The 13,835-nt window shown below is 36.7% G+C and carries 12 protein-coding genes; 7 read left to right on the top strand and 5 right to left on the bottom strand.

Going from position 1 to position 13,835, the window contains the following annotated elements; all coding sequences use genetic code 11:
* The first annotated feature begins 4 nt into the window (after positions 1–4).
* The 7 genes from CIGNP91_RS08625 to CIGNP91_RS05950 all read left to right on the top strand — a co-directional run bounded on the left by CIGNP91_RS08625 (position 5) and on the right by CIGNP91_RS05950 (position 3,847).
* A complete protein-coding gene (locus tag CIGNP91_RS08625; RefSeq protein ID WP_180383224.1) occupies positions 5–178 on the top strand; it encodes a hypothetical protein in 174 nt (57 codons plus the stop codon).
* Positions 175–609 (top strand): hypothetical protein, encoded by a 435-nt coding sequence (locus CIGNP91_RS05930; protein ID WP_086253665.1) that lies wholly within the window; start codon positions 175–177, stop codon positions 607–609. The genes CIGNP91_RS08625 and CIGNP91_RS05930 overlap by 4 nt, the downstream gene beginning before the upstream one ends.
* Positions 606–842, top strand: coding sequence for a DUF3310 domain-containing protein (locus CIGNP91_RS05935; RefSeq protein ID WP_086236224.1), 237 nt, complete (start codon positions 606–608; stop codon positions 840–842). The genes CIGNP91_RS05930 and CIGNP91_RS05935 overlap by 4 nt, the downstream gene beginning before the upstream one ends.
* Positions 843–1,049 carry a helix-turn-helix transcriptional regulator gene (locus tag CIGNP91_RS05940; RefSeq protein ID WP_086236223.1) on the top strand — a complete coding sequence of 69 codons (207 nt, stop codon included), beginning with the start codon at positions 843–845 and terminating at the stop codon, positions 1,047–1,049. It abuts the gene before it with no gap.
* Positions 1,043–1,171, top strand: a complete 129-nt coding sequence (locus tag CIGNP91_RS08835; RefSeq protein ID WP_272889782.1) for a hypothetical protein — start codon at positions 1,043–1,045, stop codon at positions 1,169–1,171. Before CIGNP91_RS05940 ends, CIGNP91_RS08835 begins: the two co-directional genes overlap by 7 nt.
* 49 nt (positions 1,172–1,220) lie before the next feature.
* Positions 1,221–2,171, top strand: a complete 951-nt coding sequence (locus tag CIGNP91_RS05945) for a RelA/SpoT domain-containing protein (RefSeq protein ID WP_086239225.1) — start codon at positions 1,221–1,223, stop codon at positions 2,169–2,171.
* A 113-nt stretch (positions 2,172–2,284) separates the two neighbouring features.
* On the top strand, positions 2,285–3,847 hold the full coding sequence (locus CIGNP91_RS05950; RefSeq protein WP_086253666.1) for a hypothetical protein: 1,563 nt from the start codon (positions 2,285–2,287) through the stop codon (positions 3,845–3,847).
* 1,092 nt (positions 3,848–4,939) lie between these two features.
* On the opposite strand, the gene CIGNP91_RS05955 is transcribed toward CIGNP91_RS05950, so the two are convergent.
* From CIGNP91_RS05955 to CIGNP91_RS05975, 5 genes are all read right to left on the bottom strand, one after another.
* On the bottom strand, positions 4,940–5,176 hold the full coding sequence (locus tag CIGNP91_RS05955; RefSeq protein ID WP_086253667.1) for a hypothetical protein: 237 nt from the start codon (positions 5,174–5,176) through the stop codon (positions 4,940–4,942).
* Between the two features lie 108 nt (positions 5,177–5,284).
* Positions 5,285–5,488: a hypothetical protein gene (locus CIGNP91_RS05960; RefSeq protein WP_086237800.1), complete on the bottom strand. Its 204-nt coding sequence runs from the start codon at positions 5,486–5,488 to the stop codon at positions 5,285–5,287.
* Positions 5,489–5,548: 60 nt separating this feature from the next.
* Positions 5,549–10,585, bottom strand: coding sequence for an LPD23 domain-containing protein (locus tag CIGNP91_RS08630; protein ID WP_180383225.1), 5,037 nt, complete (start codon positions 10,583–10,585; stop codon positions 5,549–5,551).
* Between the two features lie 62 nt (positions 10,586–10,647).
* Complete coding sequence (locus CIGNP91_RS08905; protein WP_086253668.1) at positions 10,648–12,942, bottom strand: hypothetical protein; 2,295 nt, start codon at positions 12,940–12,942, stop codon at positions 10,648–10,650.
* A complete protein-coding gene (locus CIGNP91_RS05975) occupies positions 12,942–13,421 on the bottom strand; it encodes a hypothetical protein (RefSeq protein WP_086253669.1) in 480 nt (159 codons plus the stop codon). The genes CIGNP91_RS08905 and CIGNP91_RS05975 overlap by 1 nt, the downstream gene beginning before the upstream one ends.
* Between the last annotated feature and the right edge of the window lie 414 nt (positions 13,422–13,835).

Here is a 13,835-nt window from a genome sequence, read left to right on the forward strand (position 1 = left end):
GATTATGGCCTTTATAGACGATGAATTAAGACTGATCCACGCTATAGCCTTAAATAAACAGGCTATAGAGTATATAAAAACAAATTTCCCTAAAAGCAATAAAAGGGACAAAAGGATAAAAGCACATAAAATTCTAATCAAAAGGTATAAACTAGCGCTTAAGGATTTACAGCTATGATGCCACATCAAGTACGAACCAATACTAAATTAGCCATAATCCTTAATCGATATAGAGGCGATGAATTTACTGCCCAGTGGAAAGCAAAAGCAAAAGTAGTATCTAAACACACACAAAGGATGAGAATAATGTGGGAGAGACTAAGCGAAGGTGATGCGACACTGCCACTATTTGATAACGATTATGAGCCAAAAAGCATAGCCGAGCTTTTTACCCCAGAGTTGCCACAAAGCATAGAGATAGAGCAGCCAAATTTAACTTCGCAGACGAACGAAGTCCGTCTTTGCGACCAAAGTTTGGCACTTTGGAAACGCACTAAAGCCCCACTTCGTGGGGTACCCCATAAAAATGGGCGCCCTAGCATAGAAGAGTTAAAAGTTGCCTTTTGGGCTGAAGAATTACAAGAAAGAAGTTATAGGAGAAGACAATGAATAAGATAAACCACCCACCACACTACGGCGGAGATAACCCATATGAGACCATAAAGGTCTTAGGCGCATGGCTAAGCTATGAAGAATTCAAAGGCTTTTGTAAAGGCAATGCTATCAAATACCTTAGCCGTGCTGGTAAAAAGGATGATGAGCTAGAAGACCTACAAAAAGCCAGATGGTATTGCAATAAGCTCATAGAACTACACAAATTTAGAACTTTAAAAGGCTTATAAATGAAAGAAAAATATATAACAATCAAAGAAGCCATAAAACTTCTAAATGTCAGCCGCTCAACCCTGTGGCACTGGGATAAGACTAATTATCTCAAGGCCTATCATATAGGCAAATCAGTTGTCTATAAAACTAACGATATAGATAGCCTTGCCACCAAAGCCAAACCCAAAACCCTAAACGCATATAAAAGGAGCAAAATATGGTAGCACAAAATCTAATTTTAATAGTGATGGCAGTTGCCATCTTGCTACCTTGGCTAGAAATTCTAAGAGTTGTAGCACTATTTATTTTAAGCTTTTTCTTGATAATATTATTATATGGAATTTAAAAGCTATTTTTGGTAAAATAATATCCAAAAATTTAACTAAGGTAAAAATATGAGAGTGTCAAACACTGCTGTTAGAAAAGCTGGGCTAAGCTTAAAAAACAATAGCACTACAAAAGAGGATTTGGATGTTATCTCAACTTTTAGAAGCAATCATATTCAGCTTATGAAAATGCTAGTAAAAACAATATCTAAAAAACTCCCAAAACCGCTTTTTATAGCTAGAAGGCTTAAGAGGTTAAGCTCGATACAAGCTAAACTTCAACGCTTTGAAGGTATGTGTTTAGACAGAATGCAAGATATAGGCGGTGTTAGAGCCGTTTTTAAGAACAATAACGAAGTTAAGCAGTTTGTAGAAAGTATAAAAGAGGTTTATCTTGGCAAAAGAAGTGTGCTTGAAATAGCAAAAGAAAACGACTACATAACTCGTCCTAAGGCGGATGGATACAGAAGTTATCACATAGTTTTTAAATACAACGGCAAAATAGATGAAGTAAATGGCTATCATATCGAATTGCAACTTAGGGACTTACTTCAACACTACTGGGCTACAGCAGTTGAAATTTTAGCCCTGCGAAGTAGCACAAACATTAAAGCAGGCTACGGCGATGAACATTTTAAACGCTTTTTTTGGCTATGTGCTGAGCTATTTGCTGGGGCAAAAGAACACAAATACGAGATAAGGGAACTAGACAAAAAGCACAATATACTTTTTTTATTAAAAGGCTTAAATGTTGTAGCCGATAAGTTAGAAAAAGCTGGTAATGAAGAGAGTCTTTATCTTATGGTGTTAGATGCCAAAGACGGCATATTAAAGCTAACAGCCTTTAGCAAAGGCGAACAACTCTTAGCTCAGGCAATGTATCAAAGCATGGAGACAAACGACAGCATGCAAAGCGTTTTAGTTAGCATTGATAGTATCAAAAAGCTTAAAAAAGCTTACCCTAACTACTTTCTTGATGCTAAAAATTTTATAAAAGAAGTAACAGAGAGATTAAAATGAGTGATGAAAACATAATTTTATAAGAAAATCAACAAAACAACAGCATTAATCTCAAAACGCTTACCGCTTTTATAGAAAATTTTAAGCTATATTAAAATAAAAAGGCTTAAAATATGAACCAAGAGATACTTAACTATCTTAAATTTGCTAAGGATATTAGCCCTGAAATCTTTGAAAATCCTACGCCCAAATTTCATCTAGAGATATTAGAGTTTATACTAAATGATGGTAATAAAAAGGCGTGTGCCATCTTTCGTGGTGCTGGTAAATCCACTCTACTTAATAAAATTTTTGTAGTATGTCAGCTATTCTTCCACTATGAGCCCTTTACCATGCTAGTATCATCTGATAAAGAGAAGGCTTGTAACTTCTTAAGAGATATAAAAGATATGATAATTAGCGCTAATCGCAAAGGCTATGCTATCAGCAAGGGCGAGATTTGGGCAAGTGATAGATGTGAGATAATCATAAACGCAGGTCTAAAAGACGCAGATGGCAATAGCTTAGAGAGAGCTTGCTTCATCTGTGCTATGGGCGCAGGGCAAGACCCTAGGGGATATATCTATCATCACAGAAGACCTAGCCTTATAATAGCTGATGATCTAGAGAGCAAATTAGGTCAATACGCCATAGCAAATATCAAAAATAGACAAAAGATAAAGGAGTGGTTCTTTGCTGATTTAGCCCCTACTTTACACCCTACAAAAGGCAAACTTGTAATAATAGGCACAATAATCCACGAAGATAGCCTATTAAATACCATTCTAATGGACAAAGAAGAGAACTCTAGGGGATGGCAAACTAAGCGAATACCAATTATAGAGAATAATAGATCGACTTGGCCATCTCGTTTCCCTATTGGTCTTATAGAGGCTAAAAAGGCTGAATTAGCCCAGCTAGGCTTAGAAAATGAGTTTTATCAAGAGTATATGTGTAGAGCCATCAGCCCAGAAAAGCAGCTATTTAAGCGTGAGTATCTACGATACTTTAAGCGTGTTAATTATGATCTTAGCGTTGCTCCAGTATATTACAGCGATAGCGATAGCATTAAGACTATAGAGATCACAGCCTACCCAGCCAAGAGCCTAACACTAGAAAACAACTCAGAGCTAGAGCTAAATAGATGCACCATCTACACCACCATGGATCTAGCCACCTATGATGGACATGATAAAACGGCTATTGTAACATTTGCGGTAAATGAGTATAATATCTATATAATTGATATTGAGTGCGGACATTGGACTCCATTTGAAAAGGGGTTAAAAGCTTTAGAAGTTTATTTGAAATTTCGCCCTATTAGATTTGGGATTGAGCGTGCAGGAGCGCAAAATGACTTCTTCTACACTATTGATCAAGTCCAAAAACGATCAGGCATAACTATCCCAGTAGAAAAGCTAAAACACCATAGCAACGCCAAAAATGTGCGTATATCGCAATTACATCCAGATTTTGCTAGTGGTAGAGTGATTATAAACGCAAGTTTGCAAAACGCTGGCGAGCTAGAAGCCCAACTCCTAAGCTTTGACCCGCAAACTGATAGCAAATATGATGATATCATAGACGCAGTAGCTTATATCAAAGAATTTACCCGTGGCAGATACTTTGCTAAAGATGATGAGAGTGAAGCTGATAATATATGGGATTATGACAGTTCAGATACTTCGTGGGTTTAAATTTGGCTAATCACGCCCCCACAATAGCGCCATTTTCATCACTAAAAGGCTTGAAAAAAATTGTAGATTGCGTTATAATTTCTTGTTGTCGATCGTCCATTAAGCGTTTAGCATTTTGGCTTTTTGCGATGGATTGCCCCATAGTATGAGGGGACGCTGTCGGCTTCCAATTCTGCTTGACTATGAAAAGTGGGTCTTGTAGAGTGTGGATAAATGCGCCACTTAAATCACTTCTATCTTGGTTATAAGTATTTTTCTTAAAGTGTTCCCACGCTTTTTCTACATTTACTTTTATATCGCCAATAGGTGTTTTTACATGGCTCCAAATTCTAACACCTTAACCACTCAACCACGAATAATCATCACACCCCACCACACCACTATCGAATACTACAATATCTAAAATTTTGCTAGGCATAACCCACACAACCACTCAACCACAACCACGCCCCACAATCTACCCCCCCCCATCTCACAAATTTTAACCCCCATCACACCACACCACTCAATCACCACGCCGTCTTAAATCCCTGTGCTAACTCAAATTTAGCTTAGATATCCCTAATCAAGCAAAGCAAACCTTTAAAAATTCGCAAATTTACAAAATAGCGTAATATTACACGCACGCAATCTCAATGGGGGACACGCCCCCTCTGTATGATAAGGTTATTTATGCGCTTATTTTCCCTAGTATCCGCTAATTTCATCGCCCCACTGCCTAACAAAGCTTAAGCAAAATCAAGGGGTTACAAAATACGAACTAGATACGATTAAGATATATATAAGAAATGTTTAGAATTAAAATTAAGTTTAATTTTATATTAATATTACTTTTTTATTACAAAATAATATTATATCATTATAACAGATATAAAAAAGGATTGCTAAACGCCTATTTTATGGACAAATCGCCATTTACGCTTATTTTAGTATTGAAAATTATGGTTTTCATAACTTTAAGTTTTCACCCCATCACCCCCAAATTCCACCACAAAATAATCCAACAAACCTTAAACTACTCCCCTACCGACACTATTATTTATAAACGAAAAAAACAAAGCCGCCTTAGGCTTTAGCGTTTGATAATACACTCTACCCCACTCTCTCAACACTCCCAGTAAACTTCCACCCACTAGGCGAGGTGTAATAAGCACCCCAAAAATATAAAGCTCCCTGAGCTTGTAGAGTAATATCTATATCCCACGACATATTATTACCATATGGGCTACCGGTTCTACCAGTATCTATGAGTATATGTAATGCCTTTGCATCATCATTAAAATAGCACCTTTTTTGATTATATGTAGGCCAAGTGTAGTTAGAACTCACCACACCTTTAATACGGTAAGACCCCCCCCCCACTCATCATTAAGGCACCTCGACCACTATTTAAGCATACAAAATTAGTAAAATCTTTTCTATTTACACCACATAACATCATTTTAAACCTCCTATAATATTTGTTTGTAAATTATCAAGCTGCGGCTCAACTCTAGGATTAAATTTACTAAAAAACTCAGGCGTTGCCACACTCATCGCCATAACTAGCTGATATCTCCACCCAGCTGGGTCGCTCTTAGCCCAAGTTACTAGCGTAGACCAAGGTATTCCAGTACGCTGGCTTATCTGTTTTGTTGTCATTTCTTATCCTTTTGATTAAATTCAAAGCTAATTTTAGTCCTACTAATTCATAAAAATGAGCTATTTTATATCCCTCTTTTTCATCTTCATAAGAGCCTCTAAGCTCACACCCATATCAGATGCCGCCGCCTTACACGCCATAAAGTCATTCAACGCCACCACCATAGCCCCATCATCGCCTTTTTCTTTTGCTTTTTTATATCTATTTTTAGCGTTTATTGCCGCACTTCTTAGCTCCTTTTTCTCATTTATCATTCTAAGACCCATAAATCTCCCCGCTAGCTCCCCTAGCCCCATCGGCTCATCATATGCATTTTTAGGATTATTGCCTGTAGCTATGGCTAAGCCCTGTCTGCCATATCTACCCAAGGTTATCGATGGCAAAAACTGCTTAGAAAACGCATCTAATCTAGCCGTGAGCTGTTTTATAGCTGGATCATGCTTACCCACCATATCATTCCCCCAGCTATCTCTACCACGCAAAATATCCAAAAGCCCACCAATTAATCCACCACCACCAGTGATATCATCTATACTACTAAGCCTAAATCCCGCCATCGCCCTAGCAGCGTTGAAGTATAGTCCAGACTCCCCTATTTGAACTTGATTTTTAACCCCAAAGAGATTAGGCAAGTAGTTTGAACTCGCCCAATCAGGCAATCTTGAGTTATCAGCATCTTTTTGCTCACTATCAAACCAATATGGCAAACTAGAAGCCCCACTGCCTATCAAAGCAGCTTGCAACATAGCAAATTTAGCTGGATTTTTAATAGCTGCTTTAGTTACCACTATACTAGATTTAACCGCAAAGTGAAAAAACGGCAATACCCCAGTCTTATCAAGCAGCTTAATTGTCGGATTAAAGTGTGAGCTATAATCCACATAAGCACTATTAGCATCACTAAAGGCCGCTTCATCACTCATACCCATATCTAAATTCTTCTTAAATCTAGCTAGTTTAAACCACTTATCCTCCCACGCATAAGCACTCCTAGCTACCTTGCCAGTGGCGCTATTTTTAGTTAGATAGATATTTTGCCAAGCTTTGCTTATATAGTATCCTAATGGATTTTTAGTTTTTAGCGCTTCTTTTGCTATTTCATCATTTGCCATTAGCAAATTTCTCATCTCTATATCATCGCTAGCCGTATCAAGTCCCATCGCTTCAGCTTTAGCTAGTAGCTCATTAAAGCCTTTTTTATCACTGGCTAAAAGCTTCATTAGCTTTAAATTCGCCCCCAAATCCCCATGCAAGAAAGCCAAAACCGAGTTACTAAGCACATTATACCCATGAGTTGCGGGATTTTTCACAGTTAAATTTACCTTGATATGATCTATCACATTTGTATATGGTCTAATGACATCAAAGATACTGCTCACAAGCCCAGCATTTTGTAAGTCATCATACACAGCGCTTGGCACATACTTCCCAGCTAATGCCCCATATTTTTTAACTCCACCGCCCACGCTCTCATCACTTACCTTCACATAACCATCTTTTGGCTGAACTACTGCGTATTCATCAGCTAAGCTTTTAAATAAAATAGCCTTTTGTATCTGACTGTTTTGTGAATTTAGAGTTTGAGTTACTGCGATGGCTGCGTCTTCTATCAAACCTAATTGAACTCTATCTTCATAGCTTAAATTCTCATCTCTCGCCTTTAGCTTACCTATACCAAATCCCTTAGAATATACCCCATTTTTACCATAATATTGCGAGTAGCTATATTTTATATAATTCTCTTTAGCATTCTCCCCTTTTAGCATTCCTAAGGAGATTAATTGCTCTGCTCTCTCATCTATTTTATCTCTTAGTTTTTGATATGTTGGGCGTAGTTTCCCAGCCAAATTTGGCTCTACTTCTTGCCCATCAAGCATTCTAAATAGTGCTACTCTCTCATCTATCTCTAACTTTACTAAGCTCTCATACACCTTCATAGCCTCCATTCTTGCTACTTGGTTATTGCGATGATATGCTGATTTTAGCCTACTTAAAGCCCCTATCTCATCTTGCAGGGCAAAGGCTTTTTCTAATCCCCTTTGGATTTTTGCTCCACTCTGCGAACCAATCATCCGACTTATAGATCCAACCACCTCTATCCCACTCTTAACCCCCTTAGCATATATATTTTTGTACGCCCAGTCAAAGGCTTCATCTACTCTTTTCTCCCACCTTCCTGCTATGCTGTTTGGATACTCCTTGCCATCAACTCCTTTTAAGATATTTTCTTGACTTTTATTAGCAGTTGTGGTAGAATTATTCCGTAAGCCCTTTAGGTTGTTAGTGTAATTTTCCGCATTATGCGTGAACCCTACTTGGGCTTTTCTATTACTAAAAAAGCTTATTGTAGTATCCCCTTTTTCATTTTCACCAACTAAAACACGAAATCTTGTCCCCTCATCATCGAAGCTTTCATAAACACGCTTTATTCTCTCTTTACCATTTTTATATTCTTTTATATAACTCATCTTGCCACTACGCATAAAGTCGCCTATATGTAAAAGCTCTTGCTCTGTTACATAGCCATTTTTGTCAGCTCCTAAGTGTTTTTTGATATGCTCTAAGCCATAACCATTTTTATACCCAGTTTTTGTGCGATAATCCTTTTTACCTTTTTCAAACTTTACTATATTATCAACAGCATTTAAATCAGCAGTTATATCTTTATATAATCTAGTGCTTTGTTTCCCATTTTTTAACACATTATATACCCCACGCACTTCTTTTTGCTTAGGTGTATAACTAGCACTCATATAGCTATCATATTTTACTATTCTATCATTTGGTGCTATATCTAGCGTTTTATCAGGGTGTGGCAACTGAGAGTTTGGCAAAATAGCATTTTGCCAAGTCATCTCAGGGTTAGTAAATTTATAAGCTCCGTTAGTTTTAAGATTTCTGTTAGAATAAAATGTTATAATTTCATCCTTAGCAGGAGTGCCGGTATGGTTAAATGGAGCTAGTTGCAAGCTCCTGCTATCTGTTACCAAAGTATAAGCATTGCCATTTTCTACCCACTCATAGACAAATTTATTATCTTTTAAATACGGCTCTTTATGTTTTAGCAAAAACTTTCTCATATTTTCGCCAAGCCTTGATATTTCATCATTTGTAACATATCCTAGCTTTTTAGGGTCGCTTGTGTGGCGTAAGTTTATATGGATAGCACCCTTTGTATTATTTCCACTTGCTAATTTCACATAATCATCTACATTTGCCAAGTCCCTAGAAATTGCCATAGCTTTTTTAGGGTCTTTTATCATTTCTACTATTTTTTTAGCTTCTTTATCTGCTTTTTCTAGCATTGCTTGTCTAGCTTGGACATTTCTAGCTTCTGCTTCACCTGCTAGTTTGTTATATACATTAAACTCGGCATCTTCATATATATAGTCATTTTCTAGCCCATCATATAGTTTTTTTAAGTCAGCGTCATTAGGGTATTTTTTTAGAAGTTCTTCAACTTCTGTTTTATCAGCAAAATAGCCACCACCATTAGCAAAGCGTTCAATAATTTGAATTTCGTGTTGTAGTTCGTGATATAAGACACTTTTCATCATAGTAGGCTCTAAAGCTCTACTTAATTCTATTTTCCCACCATAAGACGCACCACCATCATAATTATTAAAAACAACTTGAATATTTTTCAGCTCTGGGTATGAAGTAAAAAGCATTTTGTCATCTAAAATATCACCGACATTTACTTGTAATTTATCCTTTTGTTTTTTTAGCTCATTTATTTTATTCCCAGCTTCTATCCGTTGTTCTATATTGCCCCATCCATCTTTGATTTTTTCTAACTCGCTAATCTCTTTTTCTATTGATTTTACTTTTGTTATATGGTTACTAATAGCATTTTCTTTTAGCTCTCCACCCTTTGGATTTATCTCAAATTTCCACTTCTTATCTATATCTTTATACCAGCCAGTTTTAGCCCAAATTTGGCTCTCATCTGCTCCATTTTTTGCCATTTCCCTAGCGGTTTTTAGCTTGGCTTTATTAGCTCCTATTGCGTTCTCTCCGCCAAAAATATAGTTATAATTCTCCTTTGGCGTTCTGCCTAGGACTTTACCTACAATATCAGGTCTATCATTTAAAATCATAGGCAAATCCTTAGCTAACCTTTGGCTAACTTGTGCTAATTGTGGGGCTAATTTGGCTGAATTTTCTAGCATTTTCATAGCTCCAACTGAGCCACCAGCTCCTAACAAAAATCCCTTTACAAACGCTTCGGCCTTTTTATTTGGGTCTTGCTCGGCATTGGCATTCATCGCTCCGCCTATACCGCCACTACCTAGGTGTAATATAGCCTTTTGCATAGCCATAGTGCTAAAGCCATTCATCATTGGTTGTGTGGTTGGCTCTTGCTCGATATTTTTTCCATTCTCTTTATTTAAATTTGGATTTTTAAAATTCATAGGCTCATTAAGGTTTCTATCAGAATAGAATGTTATAATCCTTTCACGCAAAGCTAAACCACTTTTGGATCCTACCGCTGTAGTAGGGGCTTTGCCTTGTATATCACCCACCACAGCTCTAAATCTTACACCATCACTATTTTCCCACTCATATATCCTAGCTCCATTTTTATCTATGAATGGCTCTTTATGATTTTTAATATACTCTCTTATATTTTTACCTAAATTTGCTAGTTCAATATCAGTGATATAGCCTTTTTCATCTTTGCTTATCGTGTGTTTTATTATATGCTCAGCACCATAGCCTTTATTGTTTTTGTTATTAAATCCACGCTCAAATTTTATAGCACTATCTATACTATCTAAATCACGCTTTATTAGTGTAGATTTTTTACCATTATTCATTACATTATGTATTCCTCTAGCCTCTTTTTTAAAGACCTTTTCATACTCTCCAGCCTTTGCAGCCATCTGCAGCATCTCATCGCTTGAGTTATATAGAGAATTTAGGTTATCATTTTCTACCTTATTACTGCTAAATTTTTGAGTATTAATTCTCTTTATCTCATCGCCTTTTTTTACACTATCAAAGCCATTTTTCATTAGCTCATCACTCACATCAGGCATCTTACGCCCACTAGCTCTTGCCACCTCTTTAGCAAAATTATTAGGACAAATCATTATTAACTCCTTTTTTATAATGATTTTATCCCTTTAAATTCTAATTATTAGATATGAATTTTTTATACATTAGCTGGAATTAATGGCGCATATCTTTTTTTTAGCCTTGTTTGAATGATATTATCTACTAAATTTGCTAGATTTCCTTTGTCGTGGATATATGCCTTAAGCAGTGAGCGAACATAAATCAATGAGTCTTCATCTAGCCCCAAATCCGCTGGCATTATATCCCGCTCAAATCTCATCACCACACTAGAGCTCACACCTATTGCCCCATTGCCATTTGCTAGAGCCTCTTCATCGCTTTGATTTGTAGGGATTTGCGGGTCTACTGGCTCCCCACGCAGTGAGCTTAATACATCTTTGACACTATTAAATCCACCATATAAACTATTGCCGATGGAGTAGGTAGTAGTCGCTATATTTGATAAGCTAAGTAGCTGCGTTACTGTAGTCATAGAAAAGCCAAATTGTGCCGCCATAGAGCCTATAATCCCAGTCCCACTCATAGCCACACCATTGACAAACAAAACGCTTGAATTTGCTGTGCCTATGCTCACCACGCCCATACCGCTATTTACAGTCGTTACTCCCAAATTTGTGGTAATACTCATACCGCTATTTACCATTAGTCCAGTTGCTGCCCCGCCACTTGCTGCGCCACTGCTAGCAAGTGCTGTTTCAGATAGATAGCAACCACTTTGACTAGCCACAGCTTCAGCAGTCGCTGTAGATAACGCCGTAGATATGTTAGTTGCAATCGATGCTACACCCATTGCCGCACCAGCGAAACTAGCGATTTTACCACCAATCATTAACCCTTCTATACCATGTTTAGCACCAGCGTAGCTTAGCCCATAGCCTAAAGCACTTAAAAATATAGAAGATAGTGCCAATGTCCCAGCCGCAGTAGTGATACCAATAGAGGCTAAAGCACTAGCGCTAGCACTATAAAACCCAGCAGTAGTAGCCGCCGCACCAGCGCCAGTAGCTCCAGCAGTCCCAGCTGTAACAGCCGAACCAGCAGACGCAGTCTGAGCCGTACATGTCCCCCATGTAACGATAGTTACCACTATAACTACTATGATTACTACTATAGGCACTAGCTTTTCCCAAGTCTCTTTATCCTCTTCTACATGTAGTCCATAATGGCTCTGCCACTCTGTAACGAATTTAAACGCTCCACGAAGTGGCATATGAGTTGCGGGGTCAAATGTCTCTATCAAATTTAGCGTAGGGACTTCATAATAAAAGTAGTGTGTATGTTCATTATCAGAGCCAGTGGTAAATCTATGTTGCTCCCTCTTGGTGCCTTGTATCAATATCCTACCATCATCCATATACCCAGCTACTTCACCATCACCAAAGGCAATTATCCTACCAGCGTATTTACCCCAAAGATATATATCCACAAAGTCATCATCGCCATTAAGCACTAGCTCCCACTCCAATGTTTGACCTATTAATTTTGTCATCTCATCATAGGTATAAACTCTACTATCTTTTAACTCTCTATAAAATTCAGGCAAATATGCAAATATATTTATATCTTTATTATATCCAGTAATTATTTCTTCTTTGGTATGCTCATTTTGATATCCATATATCGGTGTAGCTTGTAAAGTTGTATTAAAGTTCAAATCCCTTATATCAGCTAATCTCTGCCTAGAGCCATCAAGATTTATTCTCCAGCGCTCCATATCTATACTAACATTTCTAAAAACTTTTATAGTTGATTGTGATTTATCTATTATCTTATTTCCATTCTCATCTAGTATCTCTTTAAAATTTTTAGTTTTATAAACTATATTATCCCACTCAAATCTACAACTTATCTTAGCCTTAACAGGAAACCGATATATATACTCTCTATCTTTAAATGGATTAAATACAGGATGAAGGCTATGCACCATCTCACCTTGCCCCCATTTTTTAATTAGTGATAAATCTTTATAGCCATATATGGTAGAAGTAGCGTTATCTTGACTTCTAATTATCTCGCAAGTATCGTGATATATCCCACTACTGCTTCCTGGGTCGCCTTGATACCACGCATATGGATTTTGCCCTACGAAAAATTGGTTAAGCCCCATAGCACCATCATAGCTATATGGGGCTTTTGAGCCAGATTTTATATTATACTTATATATAGAATAGACTTGCCCATATACAGGATGATTATATAGCCCATAATATCTATATCTGCCTTTTCTCATTAGCTGTATATGTAAAAGCTCTACTAGTTTTATAAAGGCGATATTACGCCACTTTATAATCTCCCAAGTCTGCCTAAAAGGGGTATTAAACTGCGTTAATGTCTTATAACCTTTTAAATATGTATTTTTTACTTTTGCCATTATTTTGTGATTCTATTTACCGCATCAAGCATGCTAGTTTGTAACTCGCCAGGGATTGCCATACCACCAGCAGCATACATGCTGACTACATTGGCTAAATTTTCAGCCTCTTTTATCCTTAAATTATCATCAAAGCTTGCCTTCTCTCTATCTACGAGTCCAGCCTTTTTAGTCTCAGTTGCTGTTTGTGCTTTCACTAATTCTGTGCGTGCTGCGTTGAACTCCTTTTCGCCTTGAGCTAATCCAGCTTGAATTTGAGTTTTTAGCAGCTCAACTGTAGCATTGACACACACCGCTGTTATGCTAATCGTCATCTCTGAATTTGTCTTTGCTAGTAGCTCTGTAGCTGTTTTGCTATCGATTTTATACTCTGCGAATTTCTCTTCTAAATATCTTTGATTAGCTTTATAGATAGAGTTATCACTCATCACTGAACCAAAAATTGTATTTATAATATCTCCAAACTCATTTATATTCATTTTATCTCCTTTTTTTTAAAATATTTTATAACCTTATTTTCTAAAAAAGAACAAATCCAAAAAGCACCGATATATTTTATGCAATACAAATTTATTTATCAAAATATAGCTTATGTAATATAAATTTATTTATGGAAATATACTTTATATAGATACAAATTTATTTATAAAATATAGTTTATGTAATATAAATTTACTTATAATTTTACTTACAAAAATCTATTTTTAATACTTTAAATATCACAAAACACGGCAAATACTATTCCGCACACCTCCACCAATTAATGTTATTTTAAGTTTTAATCAATCTTTTTTTATTCGTTTCAATTCCCTTATATTACTTATTTATGATACAATCGCACAGAAAAGGTGGTCAATATGAGTTTAAATACAATATCAAACACAGGTGTTAAT

Source organism: Campylobacter sp. P091 (assembly GCF_002138935.1).
Taxonomy (GTDB): domain Bacteria; phylum Campylobacterota; class Campylobacteria; order Campylobacterales; family Campylobacteraceae; genus Campylobacter; species Campylobacter devanensis.